The 14,769-nt window shown below is 59.2% G+C and carries 10 protein-coding genes and 1 tRNA gene; 6 read left to right on the top strand and 5 right to left on the bottom strand.

Features of this window, described 5'->3' with window-relative positions:
* The first annotated feature begins 83 nt into the window (after positions 1 to 83).
* On the top strand, positions 84 to 1,733 hold the full coding sequence (gene mqo, locus QRN55_RS12190; RefSeq protein ID WP_284777171.1) for a malate dehydrogenase (quinone): 1,650 nt from the start codon (positions 84 to 86) through the stop codon (positions 1,731 to 1,733).
* A gap of 234 nt (positions 1,734 to 1,967) precedes the next feature.
* Positions 1,968 to 2,576 carry a YcxB family protein gene (locus QRN55_RS12195; RefSeq protein WP_284776891.1) on the top strand — a complete coding sequence of 203 codons (609 nt, stop codon included), beginning with the start codon at positions 1,968 to 1,970 and terminating at the stop codon, positions 2,574 to 2,576.
* A gap of 78 nt (positions 2,577 to 2,654) precedes the next feature.
* On the opposite strand, the gene QRN55_RS12200 is transcribed toward QRN55_RS12195, so the two are convergent.
* A tRNA-Gln gene (locus QRN55_RS12200) sits at positions 2,655 to 2,729 on the bottom strand.
* A gap of 173 nt (positions 2,730 to 2,902) precedes the next feature.
* Here QRN55_RS12200 and QRN55_RS12205 point away from each other — a divergent pair.
* The 3 genes from QRN55_RS12205 to QRN55_RS12215 are packed head-to-tail and all read left to right on the top strand — an operon-like array spanning position 2,903 to position 4,575.
* Positions 2,903 to 3,199 (top strand): cupin domain-containing protein, encoded by a 297-nt coding sequence (locus tag QRN55_RS12205; protein ID WP_112498364.1) that lies wholly within the window; start codon positions 2,903 to 2,905, stop codon positions 3,197 to 3,199.
* 10 nt (positions 3,200 to 3,209) lie between these two features.
* A complete protein-coding gene (locus tag QRN55_RS12210; RefSeq protein WP_284776892.1) occupies positions 3,210 to 4,118 on the top strand; it encodes an MBL fold metallo-hydrolase in 909 nt (302 codons plus the stop codon).
* A 10-nt stretch (positions 4,119 to 4,128) separates the two neighbouring features.
* Complete coding sequence (locus tag QRN55_RS12215) at positions 4,129 to 4,575, top strand: thiol-disulfide oxidoreductase DCC family protein (protein ID WP_284776893.1); 447 nt, start codon at positions 4,129 to 4,131, stop codon at positions 4,573 to 4,575.
* Between the two features lie 6 nt (positions 4,576 to 4,581).
* Here QRN55_RS12215 and QRN55_RS12220 read toward each other — a convergent pair whose 3' ends face one another.
* Complete coding sequence (locus tag QRN55_RS12220; protein WP_284776894.1) at positions 4,582 to 5,502, bottom strand: DUF1499 domain-containing protein; 921 nt, start codon at positions 5,500 to 5,502, stop codon at positions 4,582 to 4,584.
* Positions 5,503 to 5,804: 302 nt separating this feature from the next.
* Here QRN55_RS12220 and QRN55_RS12225 point away from each other — a divergent pair, with 302 nt between their 5' ends.
* A complete protein-coding gene (locus QRN55_RS12225; RefSeq protein WP_111840650.1) occupies positions 5,805 to 6,074 on the top strand; it encodes a hypothetical protein in 270 nt (89 codons plus the stop codon).
* Here the strand turns inward: QRN55_RS12225 and ppdK are convergent.
* The 3 genes from ppdK to smc all read right to left on the bottom strand — a co-directional run bounded on the left by ppdK (position 6,071) and on the right by smc (position 14,736).
* Positions 6,071 to 8,797 carry a pyruvate, phosphate dikinase gene (gene ppdK, locus QRN55_RS12230; protein ID WP_284776895.1) on the bottom strand — a complete coding sequence of 909 codons (2,727 nt, stop codon included), beginning with the start codon at positions 8,795 to 8,797 and terminating at the stop codon, positions 6,071 to 6,073. The genes QRN55_RS12225 and ppdK overlap by 4 nt on opposite strands.
* Positions 8,798 to 9,004: 207 nt before the next feature.
* Complete coding sequence (locus QRN55_RS12235; RefSeq protein ID WP_284776896.1) at positions 9,005 to 10,906, bottom strand: HAMP domain-containing methyl-accepting chemotaxis protein; 1,902 nt, start codon at positions 10,904 to 10,906, stop codon at positions 9,005 to 9,007.
* A gap of 365 nt (positions 10,907 to 11,271) precedes the next feature.
* Positions 11,272 to 14,736 (bottom strand): chromosome segregation protein SMC, encoded by a 3,465-nt coding sequence (gene smc, locus QRN55_RS12240; protein WP_284776897.1) that lies wholly within the window; start codon positions 14,734 to 14,736, stop codon positions 11,272 to 11,274.
* Between the last annotated feature and the right edge of the window lie 33 nt (positions 14,737 to 14,769).

The raw sequence follows: 14,769 nt of genomic DNA on the forward strand, positions 1-14,769 counted from the left end.
AAATCATCAATAATTTAGGACAAGACGTGACCAAAGATATCAAGGGCAACGGCCTTACCACCGGATTTTCTCAGGATTTTACCATGAATCGTCGCCAGGTGCTGGGCACGGCGCTGGCGGGCCTTGCGGCTGCCGCGGTTCCCGGCGCACCGGCGCTTGCGCAGGCGGCGGATAAAAAGGTCGATGTGTTGCTGATCGGCGGCGGCATTATGAGCGCGACGCTCGGCGTGTGGCTGCATGAGCTGGAACCGACATGGTCCATCGAGATGCTCGAGCGTCTGGACGCCGTAGCAATGGAAAGCTCCAACGGCTGGAACAATGCCGGCACAGGGCATTCGGCACTCGCAGAACTGAATTACACGCCGGAGACCGCCAATGGCGGCATCGATATCTCGAAGGCTGTCGAAATCAACGAGTCCTTCCAGATTTCGCGCCAGTTCTGGGCCTGGCAGGTACGCAATGGCGTGTTGAAAAACCCGCGCTCCTTCATCAACCACACCCCGCATATGAGCTTCGTGTGGGGCGACGAGAACATTTCCTATCTGGAAAAGCGTTACGAGGCGCTGAAGGCCAGCCCGCTTTTCGCAGGCATGCAATATTCCACGGACCCTGAGCAGATCAAGAAATGGGTGCCGTTGATGATGGAAGGGCGCGATCCCAACCAGAAAATCGGCGCGACATGGTCTCCGCTGGGCACAGACATGGAATTCGGCGAAATCACCCGCCAGTTCGTCGCCCATCTGAAGAGCCAAGAGAATTTCAACCTTCAGGTTTCCAGCGAAGTCGATGGTATTGAGCGCAATGCTGACGGCACATGGCGCGTGAGCTACAGCAATTCGAAAGACGACAGCAGCCACACTGTGGATGCGAAGTTCGTCTTCGTCGGCGCTGGTGGCGGCGCGCTGCACCTGTTGCAGATGTCCGGCATTCCCGAAGGCGACGATTATGCAGGCTTCCCCGTGGGCGGTTCGTTCCTCGTCAACGAAAACCCCGACGTGACCATGCTGCATCTGGCCAAGGCCTATGGCAAGGCATCGGTCGGCTCTCCGCCCATGTCGGTTCCGCATCTGGACACGCGCGTCATCGGCGGCAAGCGGGTTGTTCTGTTCGGACCTTTCGCAACCTTCTCGACGAAGTTCCTGAAGGAAGGTTCCTACTTCGACCTCCTGACCTCCACGACGCTCAGCAATGCGTGGCCGATGGTCAGCGTCGGCATCGACGAATATCCGCTGGTCGAATATCTCGCAGGCCAGCTGATGCTCTCCGACGACGACCGCTTTGCAGCACTTCAGGAGTATTTCCCCAATGCAAAGCAGGGTGAATGGCGTCTGTGGCAGGCTGGCCAGCGCGTGCAGATCATCAAACGCGATGACGAAAAGGGCGGCGTGTTGAAGCTCGGCACCGAGATCGTCAGTGCCAAGGACGGCAGCATCGCAGCCCTGCTCGGCGCCTCCCCGGGCGCCTCCACCGCAGCGCCGATCATGCTCAACGTGCTGGAAAAGGTCTTCAAGGAAAAGGTCGCTTCCCCCGAATGGCAGACCAAAATCCGCCAGATCGTTCCAAGCTACGGCACGAAGCTGAACGCCGACCCGGAAAAGGTCATGCAGGAATGGGCCTATACGAGCGAACACCTGCAACTGCCAACACCGCCGCAGATTGATATGAGCGCGGTTAGCGCAGCCCCGGGCGCAACGACCGAGCCCGGCGTCAAGCGGCCAGACATGGCACTCTGACAACCGACTTTGGCGCACATCAACGCCAGTCGAAATTTTTGAATACAAGGGCATGTCTGTAGGCGTGCCCTTGTCGTTTGTGGCATCTAGACGTGACGCAATCTTTGCTTGCATCCACAATTTACAGATGGCAAAAATGACTCTTGCGAGGTCAAATATTCAATAAGTACCGGCTTATTGCCAAGGTCAGCAATGGCGGTATCTATGAACCGATCCAATGCAAAGGAAGATCAAATGACCAAGTCGACCGTTCCTTCTATTTGGCGTAGATCGACGAGACCTTCCTTCAAAAAGCAGTTTGAACTCAGCGTCGAAGACCACATGGCGGTTCGCTATGCCCGCACTGAATCCTTGCCCTTTGGCCGCTTTGCCGGGTTTATCACTCTCTGTACGCTTTTTACCGGTTTCATATTTGCGTTTGACTGGTGGAAGAGCGGGAACCGTTTAACAGCTGTGGCGATCGTCATAGGTGCTATCGCTTCAGGCCCAGCCCTTGCCTGGTTGCTTTACGGCTTTTTCCGCGCGCAGTTCCGCGGGTTTTGGAAGGGTTTTCTCGAAGCACGGGAGGCTGTCAATGTCCCAATGGAAATGACGGTCGATACCAACGGGGTCTCCATTCTTATTCGGCAACAAACATGGATTTGTCCGTGGGAGAGTCTCTATAGCGTTGAGGAAGACGCAGAGCGTTACTATTTCTGGACCTCGAAAACTCAGGCTCACGTTTTACCGAAGCGAATATTCGACGAAACCGAAGCCCAGGAACTCGATATCGCCTTGCGAAAGTGGTGGGGCACTGAGCCCATATCTCCGCCTCGCCTAGCGGGCGTCAAATTTGAGACTTAAGAAGCTTTGTGCGAAATCATCCATTGCCTGACAGAAGCAAGGCGACATTGCTGTGCAATGGGTGCCGTTTTTAAAAAATGGCTGGGGCGCCAGGATTCGAACCTGGGAATGCCGGTACCAAAAACCGGTGCCTTACCGCTTGGCGACGCCCCAACAGGGCAGATGGGCAAAGCGCCACTGCCTGAACCGGGCCTGATTAGCAAAGCGCAATGGCAGCGGCAATCATTAAGTTGAGGGAGGGACGATATTTCTTGTGGGTCGGCCAGAAGCTTCATGTTACGTGAGGATACAACCTTTGTTTCAGAGCTTTTCAGGTCAATCTGTTCATGAGCAAATATAGTGCCCGCCCGCCTGCCATTCCCACGACGCTGGTCGATGATGCCGTTGTCAGGATCATTCGCTGGGACTTTGAGCCCGGTGCTGCAACCGGCCACCATACGCATGGTCTTGGCTATGTCGTCGTGCCGATGACCGACTGCCAGTTTCTGATCGAAGACGAGACGGGAAGTCGACAGGTGGATGTGGCGAAGGGGGCAGCCTATCGGCGCGATGCCGGTATTTCGCATAATGTCGTCAATGGCGGCAGCGCACCGATGTCGTTCATCGAGATCGAATACAAGTAAGGCGACCGGCATGGCAGACCCGAATTTCAACCGTGATTTCGAGCCTGCCTATGGCCTCGCCGTGCCGGTGGCTCAGGACGTGCAACGTCTTACCGTCAACAATCCCTCCCCCTTCACCTTTCACGGCACGAATAGCTACATCGTCGGCAAGGATTCTGTGGCCGTAATAGATCCCGGCCCGGCAGACGATGCGCATTTTCAGGCCTTGATGACGGCGCTCGAGGGCCGCGAGGTCACACATATCTTCGTCAGCCATACGCATCGCGATCACTCCCCGCTTGCTGCGCGTTTGCGTGAAGCGACCGGGGCGCTGACCGTTGCAGAAGGGCCGCATCGCGCTGCACGTCCGCTGCATGCAGGCGAGCTCAACCCTTTTGCGGAAAGCTCCGATACGGATTTCGTGCCTGATGTGACGCTGGCGGATGGCGAAGGCATTTCCGGCGATGGCTGGACGCTGACGGCGCTGCACACGCCGGGCCATACGACCAATCACGCCGCCTTTGCGCTGGAAGGACGTGGTATCGTGTTTTCGGCAGACCACGTCATGGCGTGGGCCACGACCATCGTTGCTCCGCCGGATGGGGCCATGAGCGATTACATGGCCTCGCTGGACAAGCTTCTCAAACGCGATGACAGGCTGTTCCTGCCCGGCCATGGCGGCCCGGTGACCGAACCCAACGCCTTCATGCGTGGTCTTCGTGCCCACCGGCGCATGCGCGAAAAAGCCGTGCTCGCCCGCATCAAGGCGGGTGACAGGGCGATCGCGGACATGGTGAAGGTCATCTACCGCAGTACGGATGTGCGCCTGCACGGCGCTGCCGCGCTATCCGTTCTGGCGCATATTGAAGACCTGATCGAAAAAGGCGAGGTACAGACCGACGGCCCGCCTTCGCTGGGCGGTGTTTATCTGCCGACATAGGAGCGAGAAAATGGCTACGGCTTACAGCTACCGCGACGATCCGTCGGTTCCGGATTTTCCTGATGACAAGCCACTTATCGTTTTTGACGACGATTGCGGATTTTGCTCTCGGGATATCAACTTCGTTCTACGGCACGATAAGAAAAGGGTGTTTCGCTTCACGCCTGCGCAATTTGAACTCGGCACCGCGTTGATGCGCCACTACGGCTATCGAACCGACAACTACGAAACCAGTCTGCTGATTGAAAACGGGATTGCCTATCCCCGCTCCGATGGTGTTTTGCGCGTGCTTCAGCTTTTGGGCGGGGCTGTCAGCCTCTTGGCACTTTTGCGCTTCTTGCCGCGCAGTCTTCGAGACTGGGTTTATGATCTTGTCGCCCGCAACCGAATGAAAATTGCCGGACGAAGTAAAGCTTGCCGGATACCGACGGATGACGAACGCAGTCGTTTCCTCTGATCTCGTTCAATTATCGTTCAAACCCTGCATTTCCGCGTCCAGCGCGTCGAGATAGGCTTCGGCCATCTCGGCGCCGACACCCAGATCGTGGGGACCATAGCGGGAGGCGATGCGGACGTCGACGAGGGTGGTTTCGGTGTCTTCGCGCAGGCGAATGAGGATATCGTAGCGCAGACCCGAGATGAGGGTGCGCATTTCGCCCTGCAACAGCACCACGCCGCTGCCATTGAAGAAGGTCGGGGCCGGTGCATCGAGCGGTCTGGCCAAGGGCACGGGAACGTTCGTCGGCAGTTCTTCGACAGGCGTGTCGTTTGCGCCTTCGGTCTGATCCTGCGGTGGTACGCCGGGCTGCACGTCCGGTAGCGAGCCTATGAGGCCGTCGGTGTGGGCGATGCGGATGTGCTGCGCCTTTGCCACCTTGCGTGCAGCCGTATAGACGCGGTCGATGGCACCTTCATAGCGATGACCGGCAAGGCTGGGATAGGCGGCCAGCTGCACGTCGCGCTCGGCCTTGGAAACGGTGGGCGGGCGGGGCAACCATTGCTGGTTGGCTTTGGGAATGGAGAGCCAGTTCGGCGCATCCGTGACATCGGTCGAGACATCGTAAAGCGGTGGTTTCTGCCAATAGAGAAACGTCGCGAAACCCACCGCTCCGAGCGGTAGTGCTGCCAGAGCAAGCGCTGCCAGAGACCACATGCCACCCTTTGCACCAGAGACCCACAGGCGCAACAGGCCGATCATGGCGAGCACGAGAGCTGCGACCGCGATTGCCGCTGACAACAGGGCGAGCGAGATGAAATCAGGTGTGGTCAAGGGCCCGAAACGGTGCAAGGGCGCGGCGATGAGAAACAGGACGAGCGAAGACAGCCCGAGATATCGGGAAAGATAGGCCGCATAGGATACGGGCCGAACGAAACGAACAGTCATAAAGCGGCACCCGGATGCGCATGTGCCGTCGAATACGTTTCGCCTCACATGCTGTCGTCTTGCTGAAAGCCACCCCGCGCGAACAGCAGCGTTCGCGGGAATCGCCCGATATCACGTCATAATGTGTTTCCGGGCCGAAGGGAATCCGTTTGGGCGCTGGGTGCCCGGTCTACCACAGTTTTGCGTGATCTGTTTCGCCCACGCAACCTTTGCCAGACGCCGGACTTTTCTACGGAAGAAAACAGTCGTATCAGTGTGCCAAACGGATCGAGCGGCAGGCCGACATTAAAGGAGTTATCACCATGCGTGTTTCCATCGTCCTAGGCGCACTTGGCGTTGCCATGGCGCTCTCGTCCTGCCAGACGCTGAGCCCGGAGGAACGGCGCGCACGTGACGAGACGACTTGCCGGGGCTATGGCTTCCGCCCCAATACGGACCAGATGGCCGGATGCCTGCTGGATCTGGACCTCGACCGCCGCGCCGATGCGCGTGCTTGGCAAGCACAATCCAGCCGCGACATGTTCTATCGCCCTGTCGTGGTGGAACGCCGTATCATCGTGCAGAACCGTTAGACCTTCGCCGGAATGGCCCGGAAGGCCACGACCTTCGACACGGTTTCGGTGTCACGCTTTTGCGCCATGGAGAGCGTTGCCTGCGCCGCAGATAGCCGCGCAATCGGCACGCGGAAGGGCGAGCAGGACACGTAGTCCAGACCCGCATCCTCACAGAAGTGGATCGACGCAGGATCGCCACCATGTTCGCCGCAAATGCCCAGCTTCAATTCTGGCCGCGTCTGGCGTCCGCGATCTGCCGCGATGCGGATGAGTTCTCCGACGCCATCGAAATCCAGTGAGACGAAGGGGTCTCGCTCGATAATGCCTTTGCGCTGATAGGTCTCGATGAAGCGGGCGGCATCATCGCGGGAAATGCCGAATGTCGTCTGTGTCAGGTCGTTGGTGCCGAAGGAGAAGAACTCGGCGGCCTCGGCGATGACATGGGCACGCAGTGCGGCGCGCGGTAACTCGATCATGGTTCCGGTGAGGTACTCCAATGTCACGCCGGTTTCCTGCGCCACGGCTGCGGCCACGCGGTCGATGACGGCGCGGACATAGTCCAGCTCCGAGCGAAGACCGACCAGCGGCACCATGATCTCAGGCACGACGGGTGCGCCGGTCTGGCGTGCGGCTTCGACGGCAGCTTCGAAAATGGCGCGAGCCTGCATTTCAGCAATTTCAGGATAGGAAATCGCCAGGCGGCAACCTCGATGGCCGAGCATGGGGTTGAACTCGTGCAATGCATCCAGCCGTTGCCGGAACAGCGTCTGCGACATGCCCATGGCAGCCGCGACCTCCACGATCTCGCCATCGGTCTTGGGCAGGAATTCGTGCAAGGGTGGGTCGAGCAGGCGGATCGTCACCGGCAGGCCGTGCATGATGGAAAACAGGTCTGTGAAATCCTGCCGCTGCATGGGCAGCAACTGGTCAAGTGCTGCCCGCCTGCCCTCTTCGTGTTCAGCCAGGATCATTTCCCGCATCACCTGAATGCGGTCACCCTCGAAGAACATGTGTTCGGTACGGCACAGGCCGATGCCTTCGGCACCGAAGGCACGGGCGGCGCGGGCATCGGCAGGCGTATCGGCATTGGTGCGCACCGTCATGCGGCGGGTGGCGTCTGCCCATTGCATCAGCTTGGCGAAATCGCCTGACAGTTCTGGCTGCGTCATCGGCACTTCGCCCTTCATCACGCGGCCGGACGACCCGTCGATGGTGATGACATCGCCCCGTCTCAGCATGCAGCCAACGCCGATCAGCACATTGTTACGCACATCGACCCGCATGGAGCCTGCGCCGGAGACGCAGGGAATGCCCATGCCGCGAGCGACAACCGCCGCATGGCTGGTCATGCCGCCGCGCGTGGTCAGGATGCCTTCGGCGGCATGCATGCCGTGAATGTCTTCCGGGCTGGTTTCCATGCGCACGAGAATGACGCGTCGCCCTTCGGCTTTCGCCGCAACGGCCTCATCGGAGCTGAAGACGATTTCGCCGGATGCAGCACCGGGCGAGGCCGGAAGGCCGGAGCCGATGATGGGGCGCTCGATGGAGGGATCGATGGTCGGGTGCAGCAACTGATCGAGCGACGAGGGCTCGATGCGGCAGATGGCTTCATCGGTGGTAACGAGACCTTCGGCCACCATGTCAACGGCGATCTTCATCGCCGCCTTGGTGGTGCGCTTGCCAGCACGGGTTTGCAACATCCACAATTTACCGCGCTCTATGGTGAATTCCATATCCTGCATGTCGCGGTAATGGCCTTCCAGCCGTCCGCAAATCTGCATGAATTCAGCAAATGCCTCCGGCATCAGCTTTTCCATAGACGGCTTGTCGGAGCCGGAGTTTATGCGCGCCTCTTCGGTGATGGATTGCGGCGTGCGGATGCCCGCGACCACATCTTCACCCTGCGCGTTGACGAGGAATTCGCCGTACAGCTCTTTTTCGCCTGTGGAGGGATTGCGGGTGAAGGCAACGCCAGTCGCGGACGTAGAGCCGAGATTGCCGAAGACCATGGCCTGCACGTTGACGGCTGTGCCCCAATCGCCCGGAATATTGTGCAGTTGTCGGTAGGTGACGGCGCGGGTGTTCATCCAGCTGGCAAAGACGGCACCGATGGCACCCCACAATTGCACCTGCGTGTCCTGCGGAAAGGGCTCGCCAAGTTCGTCTTCGATCAGGCCGTTATAGAGCGAGACGATGTGCTGCCACTCATCCGCCGACAGTTCGGTATCGTACTCATATCCAAGACGACCCTTCTCATCCTCTAGAATTTCTTCGAAGATTTCGTGGTCGAGGCCCATCACCACATCGGCATACATCTGGATGAAGCGGCGGTAGCTATCCCAGGCAAAGCGGGCGTCACCCGAATCGCTAGCTAGCGCCTGCACCGTCTCGTCATTGAGGCCGAGGTTGAGGACGGTGTCCATCATGCCGGGCATGGAGGCGCGCGCGCCGGAGCGAATGGAGAGAAGAAGCGGTTGCGAGCCGGAGCCGAAGGTGCGACCGGTAATGGCTTCCATGCCGGAAATGCCGCTGGTGACCTGCAATTTCAACTCTTCAGGCAGACAGCGACCGCCCTGATGGTAGCGCGCACAGGCTTCGCTGATGATGGTCAGGCCGGGGGGAACAGGCAGGCCGAGGCTCGCCATTTCGGCAAGGTTTGCGCCCTTGCCGCCCAATATGGCGATATCGCTCGCACGCCCCTCAGCGATCCCATCGCCAAAGGTATAGACCCACTTTTTCATTCTACGCTCTCCACCCAGAAGCGTTCTTGTTTTTCAACCCTTTACAGCATTGTCATAGTGTTGGAAACGCCAGTCTTGGCAGGTTGCCACCGCAGTGCAGCATAAATACGGCGCAGGCGCCAGCGCTCATCATAAAAAACCGCCCGCGACGAGCGCGGGCGGTGTGAAACATGATCTTATCGGGTCAGGTCATTCAAGCCTTTCGGCTTAAAACTCTTCCCAATCGGACTTCACAGCGGCATTGCCGTTGAAGGCGGAGGCAACCTTGCGGCCAAGCGCGCGGGCTGGAGAGGGAGCCGGACGCTGCGCCTGCGTCGCCTGGCGCGGTGCTTCGTAACCGCCACCCAGTCTGAACTGGCCCAGCAATTGGTTGAGCGAAGCGGCTTCGCGGGCAAGGCCGTGGCTGGCCGCCGTCTGCTCTTCCACCATGGCGGCGTTCTTCTGGGTGTCCTGATCCATCTGGTTCACAGCCGTGTTGATTTGCTGCAAGCCGGAAGACTGCTCCTGCGCACCATCGACAATCGCCACAACGTGACGGTTGATTTCCTGCACCTCGGCAACGATGGTTTCGAGAGCACGACCGGTCTCGCCCACCAACTGCACACCCTGCTGGACCTGACCGTTCGACGTGGTGATCAGTGCCTTGATGTCCTTGGCAGCATTGGCAGAGCGCTGTGCCAGTTCGCGCACTTCCTGAGCCACGACCGCAAAGCCCTTGCCGGCTTCACCGGCACGTGCCGCTTCAACACCGGCGTTGAGCGCCAGAAGGTTGGTCTGGAAAGCAATCTCATCGATGACGCTGATGATGTTGGAAATCTCAGACGACGACTTTTCGATCTGCTCCATGGCAATCACGGCCTTGCGAACGACATTGCCAGACTGTTCGGCACCGGTGCGGGCCTTGGACACCAGCTGACCGGCTTCCTGTGCACGCTTCGTGCTGTCCTTCACCGTCGTGGTGATCTGCTCGAGGGCTGCTGCGGTTTCTTCTACCGATGCAGCCTGCTGTTCGGTGCGCTTGGCCAGATCGTCGGCAGCGGCGCGGATTTCATTGGCACCGGCGTCGATACCACGGGCGTTGTCGGCAACGCGGTTCAGTGCAGACTGCAGCTTTTCAGCGGACGAGTTGAAGTTGGCGCGCACCACGTCAAGGTGATCTACAAAAGGCTGACTGATGCGGTAGGACACATCGCCATCGGCAAGACGCGACAGCGCATCGGCAAGGTTATCCACGGCAAAGCTGGTGTCTGCTGCTTCCTTGGCCTTCTGTTCTTCGCGGGCAATGCGTTCCTTCTCGGACAGGCTGCGATTGGCATCGGCTTCCTGTTCGAGACGAGCGCGCTCGATGGCATTGTTGCGGAAGATGACGACGTTCTGCGCCATCTTGCCGATCTCGTCCTTGCGATCCGCGCCGGGAATTTCCAGATCGACATTGCCGGATGCGAGCGACGACATGGAGCCCGTCATACGCTGAATGGGCTTGATGACGCCACGGATGACGATGAGCACGCAAACAACCGCCAGCGCCAAAGCAATGGCACCGAGAATGGCCAAGGTGTGGACGATGAAGGATTTGAGGTCTTCACCGGCAACCATGCCGTCCTTGGCTGCGGTCAACTGGATATCTATGAGTTTCGAGACGGACTCGCCCAGGGGATCGATGATCGAATAGAGCTGACCATCGGCGAAATTGCCGATCTCCTCCAGATTACCGGCCTGCAACAGCGTGATGATGCCCTGGATTTTCTGATCCGCCGATTGGCGCATGCTCTGAAATTCATCGGCGAGGCGCTTCTCATCAACTGTCAGATAGGTGGCGGTATAATCCCTCCAGGACTTGTCGATGTTCTGCATCGCGCCACGGATGTTCTGGATACCCTGGTCGACGGTCAGGGAGCCGCCACTGACCTTATGAACCGTATCCACGATCTTGACTGCATAATCATCCGAAATGGATTTGAGCTGTGCCATGGGTATCACGCGGTCGGCGACAACGCTGCGCAGCAGCCTTGCTTCTTCATTCAGCGCGTAAAACGAAAAGACCGACGTCACCGCAAGTATTGCGACGAGGAAGAATATGCAGGACAGAAGTTTTGACCGAATAGACATGAAGATCCTCTTGAACGACGCATTTTCGCGACAATCGGACCGAGCCGAATAATGTCTGGCGATGTATGGAATGCGCGATCAAAGAGTGATCTCGAAGAATTAATTAGATATGAAGCATATCCTTTATGCTAATAATTTAATCAGTTTGCGCGCAGAATGATCAGAACTACTCGTTCACAAGAAAAAATACCAATCAAGAGATGTGTAATAATTATGCAGACGTCGCTGGTGCGCCAACTTTCAAGAGAGACTATAAGGCAGCACATCGCCAGGATGGATAAATAGTCACACTTTACGTTACGGAAGCTGCGGCATTCTGGCGTTTATTTTTACGAAATCGCAAAAATAAATCGATGATATCAACGTCAAACGGTCTCGATCAGCCGTTCCGCCATCTGCAAATCGACTGATACCAGCTGCGAGACGCCCTGCTCGGCCATGGTGACGCCGAAGAGGCGGTCCATGCGGGCCATGGTGATGGGGTTGTGGGTGATGATGACGAAGCGGGTTTCGGTGGAGGCCACCATCTCGTCCATCAGGTTGCAGTAACGCTCGACATTGTGGTCATCCAGCGGTGCGTCCACTTCGTCCAGCACGCAGATGGGCGCAGGGTTGGTGAGGAAGACGGCGAAGATCAGCGCCATGGCGGTCAGCGCCTGCTCACCGCCTGACAGCAATGTCATCGTCTGCGGCTTCTTGCCGGGCGGGCGGGCGAGAATTTCGAGGCCCGCTTCCAGCGGATCGTCGGATTCGATCAGTTGCAATTCCGCCGTGCCGCCGCCGAACAGGTGGGTGAACAACCGCTGGAATTGCGTGTTGACGATATCGAAGGCGGCAACCAGTCGCTCGCGACCCTCGCGGTTGAGATTGTGGATACCCGCGCGCAGCTTGCGCACCGCATCAATGATGTCGTCGCGTTCCTTGATCAGCGCCGCCAGCTTTTCGGAAAGCTCGGCCTGCTCCTCATCGGCGCGCAGGTTGACGGCACCCAGCCGTTCCCGCTCGATTTTCAGCCGGTCCAGATCGCGCTCGACATCGCGTATTTCGGGCATCGGCGCATCGACCGCCAGGCCCGTCAGGCGGAAGGCCATGTGAGGCTCGACGTTCAGCGCTTCGCGGATGCGATGTTCACCTTCCTGACGCTTCTCGCGGGCCGACACGAGGCGCTCTTCGGCGCGGCCACGTTTTTCGCGAGCTTCCGCCAATGCTGACAGTGCGATGGCGGCTGCGCGGTCCGCCTCGCGTTGCAGGTTTTCCGCTTCAACCAGCTGATCCGCAGCGGCCCGCCGGGCTTCCTCGGTCTTTTGCAGTTGTGTCAAGAGATCGCGGCGCTTCTCATCGAATTCTTCCGGCGCGATGTCGAGTTCGGCAAGCTCTTCACGGGCTTCGTCTTCGCGTTCCCGCAGCGTAGCAATATGGCCGCTGGCGGAGGCGGCACGGCCCTGCCACGTGGCGCGTTCCTGCGCGATGGCGTTGATGCGGCGCTGGCGTGCCTCGGCCTCACGGTTCAGGCCTTCATGTTTCGCCCGGGCTTCGGCCACAAGGCTGCGGTCGGTTGCGACTTCCAACTGGCTTTCGCGCAGACGCAGATCGAGATCGGAGAGATCGGCAGCATCTTCCAGCTCGATGCGGGCATTTTCTTCCTGAACCGCGATGTCTTCGATCTGGCCGCTGATCTGGTTGATCGCTTCGGAAACGATATCGCGACGGCGCAGCAGATCACCGGAGGCGCGCTCGGCAATGGACAGTGCATCTCGGGCTTCGACCAGTTGACGGGATACAAGGCGGCTGCGCTCCCGCGCATTGGCAAGCTGGCTTTCGACAAGTCGAATCTCATCGGCGCTGGCGGCAAGCTGTTCTTCGGCTTCCTCCAAAGCGTAACGTGCCTCTTCGACTTCACCTTGCAGCTCGGCAAGGCGGTTTTTCTGGGCAAGCCGCAGGGCTGCATTACCGGGCGCATCGGCACTGGTGATGTGGCCATCCCAGCGAAACAGCGCGCCGTCTTTTGTCACGAGACGCTGACCGGGTTTCAGCGCAGGCATCAGACGTCTGGCCTCATCAGGGCTTGAGACGATGCCTGTCTGGCGCAGCGTGCGTTTCAGCGCATCCGGTCCTGCGACATGCGCAAGCAACGACGCCACGCCGTCGGGCAGCGCTGGGTCTGCCTCACCTTCGCCGTTTGCGGTCCAATAGGCCGGAGCGGCGGGGTCGAGCGGGCTTTCGAGATCATCGCCCAAGGCAGCACCGAGGGCTGCTTCAAAGCCGCGATCCACCTTCAACTCTTCCGCCACCGGCGTGAAAGAGCCTGAAACGGCACCGGCGGCCAGCATCTTTGAAATTGTGCGCGCTTCGGTTTCCAGCGCGTTGAGACGGTTGCGCGCCATATCCAACGGTCCACGCGCCAGCGCCTCCGCAGACCGCGCGTCTGCCACAGCCGATTCCGCCTCATCCACGACGATCAAGGCGTCTTCGACGGCGATTTCGGCGGCTTCTACACTTTCGCGCTTTTCCGAAGGGTCCGGAAGGCCGGAGAGTTTCTCATCGATGTTTTCGATTTCGGCAGCGGCGTCCGAGGCTTGACGGTCCAGCCGTGCCTTCCGGTCAGCCAGATCGCGGATGGTGCGCTCCAGTTGGGTCCGGTTGGCGGAGGCTTCGGCGCGTTCTGCGGTGAGGCTTGCGAAAACACGTTCGCTCTCGGCCAGCTTTGCGGCGGCTTCTTCGAAAGCTTCGCGGGTTTCTTCCGAGTAACGACCGGAGTCGGACAGAATTTCGAGGATTTCGGCTTCTTCGGAATCCAGACGCGCCAGAATTTCGGCATTGTCGGAGACCATGCGTTCTTCACGCTCGATATCCTCGCCCAGTTGCGCAAGGCGACGGGCAAGCTCGTCACGGCGGCGCAGGATGCGGTTGGTTTCCTCATCCAGTTGGGTGCGAGCAATTTGCAGGCGTTGCAAGGCGGCGGCGACCTTGGCTTCATTTTCACGCAGTTCCGGCAGCTTGAAGCTGGCAAGGCCTTGCGCCTTGGCCGCTTCCATCTGTGCCTGCGCTTTTTCGGCCACCAGATTGGTCGCCTGATTGAGCGCGCTTTCCGCCTCGCCTTCAGCCTGCTTGGCGTCCACCCAGCGGATGTGCAGCAAGGTTGCCTCGCGAGCGCGGATATCCGCCGACAGCATCTTGAAGCGGTTGGCCTGTCGCGCCTGCCGTTTCAGGCTTTCTATCTGGCTTTCCAGTTGCGCCGTGACGTCTTCCAGACGCTCCAGATTGGCTTCGGCAGCGCGCAGGCGCAATTCTGCTTCATGCCTGCGCGAATGCAGGCCGGAGATGCCTGCCGCCTCTTCCAGAAGCTGGCGGCGCGCCTGCGGTTTGGCGTTGATGAGTTCGCCAATGCGCCCCTGCCCGACCATGGAGGGCGAGCGTGCGCCAGTGGAGGCATCGGCAAACAGAAGCTGGACGTCCTTGGCGCGGGCTTCCTTGCCATTGATGCGATAGACCGAGCCGTTTTCGCGCTCGATGCGGCGGGTGACCTGAATTTCATCGGCGTCGTTGAAGGCGGCGGGTGCGGTGCGGTCGGAATTGTCGAGATAGAGGCCGACTTCGGCGGTGTTGCGGGCCGGACGATTACCGGAACCGGAAAAAATCACATCATCCATGCCGGATGCGCGCATATTCTTGTAAGAGTTTTCGCCCATCACCCAGCGAAGCGCTTCGACAAGGTTGGACTTGCCGCAGCCATTGGGGCCGACGACGCCTGTCAGCCCAGGCTCGATGATGAACTCGGAGGGCTCGACGAAGGACTTGAAGCCGAGCAGGCGCAGCTTGTTGAACTTCATGCTGCGGCCCTGCGGTCATAAAAAACGGACGCA

It is taken from the genome of Agrobacterium sp. lyk4-40-TYG-31, from assembly GCF_030209855.1.
Classification (GTDB): domain Bacteria; phylum Pseudomonadota; class Alphaproteobacteria; order Rhizobiales; family Rhizobiaceae; genus Agrobacterium; species Agrobacterium vaccinii.

Bases quoted from the DNA above. Each gene is read 5' to 3' on its own strand.
- mqo (WP_284777171.1), top strand. From the start codon at position 84: ATGAATCGTCGCCAGGTGCTGGGCACGGCGCTGGCGGGCCTTGCGGCT.
- QRN55_RS12195 (WP_284776891.1), top strand. From the start codon at position 1,968: ATGACCAAGTCGACCGTTCCTTCTATTTGGCGTAGATCGACGAGACCT.
- QRN55_RS12205 (WP_112498364.1), top strand. From the start codon at position 2,903: ATGAGCAAATATAGTGCCCGCCCGCCTGCCATTCCCACGACGCTGGTC.
- QRN55_RS12210 (WP_284776892.1), top strand. From the start codon at position 3,210: ATGGCAGACCCGAATTTCAACCGTGATTTCGAGCCTGCCTATGGCCTC.
- QRN55_RS12215 (WP_284776893.1), top strand. From the start codon at position 4,129: ATGGCTACGGCTTACAGCTACCGCGACGATCCGTCGGTTCCGGATTTT.
- QRN55_RS12220 (WP_284776894.1), bottom strand. From the start codon at position 5,502: ATGACTGTTCGTTTCGTTCGGCCCGTATCCTATGCGGCCTATCTTTCC.
- QRN55_RS12225 (WP_111840650.1), top strand. From the start codon at position 5,805: ATGCGTGTTTCCATCGTCCTAGGCGCACTTGGCGTTGCCATGGCGCTC.
- ppdK (WP_284776895.1), bottom strand. From the start codon at position 8,797: ATGAAAAAGTGGGTCTATACCTTTGGCGATGGGATCGCTGAGGGGCGT.
- QRN55_RS12235 (WP_284776896.1), bottom strand. From the start codon at position 10,906: ATGTCTATTCGGTCAAAACTTCTGTCCTGCATATTCTTCCTCGTCGCA.
- smc (WP_284776897.1), bottom strand. From the start codon at position 14,736: ATGAAGTTCAACAAGCTGCGCCTGCTCGGCTTCAAGTCCTTCGTCGAG.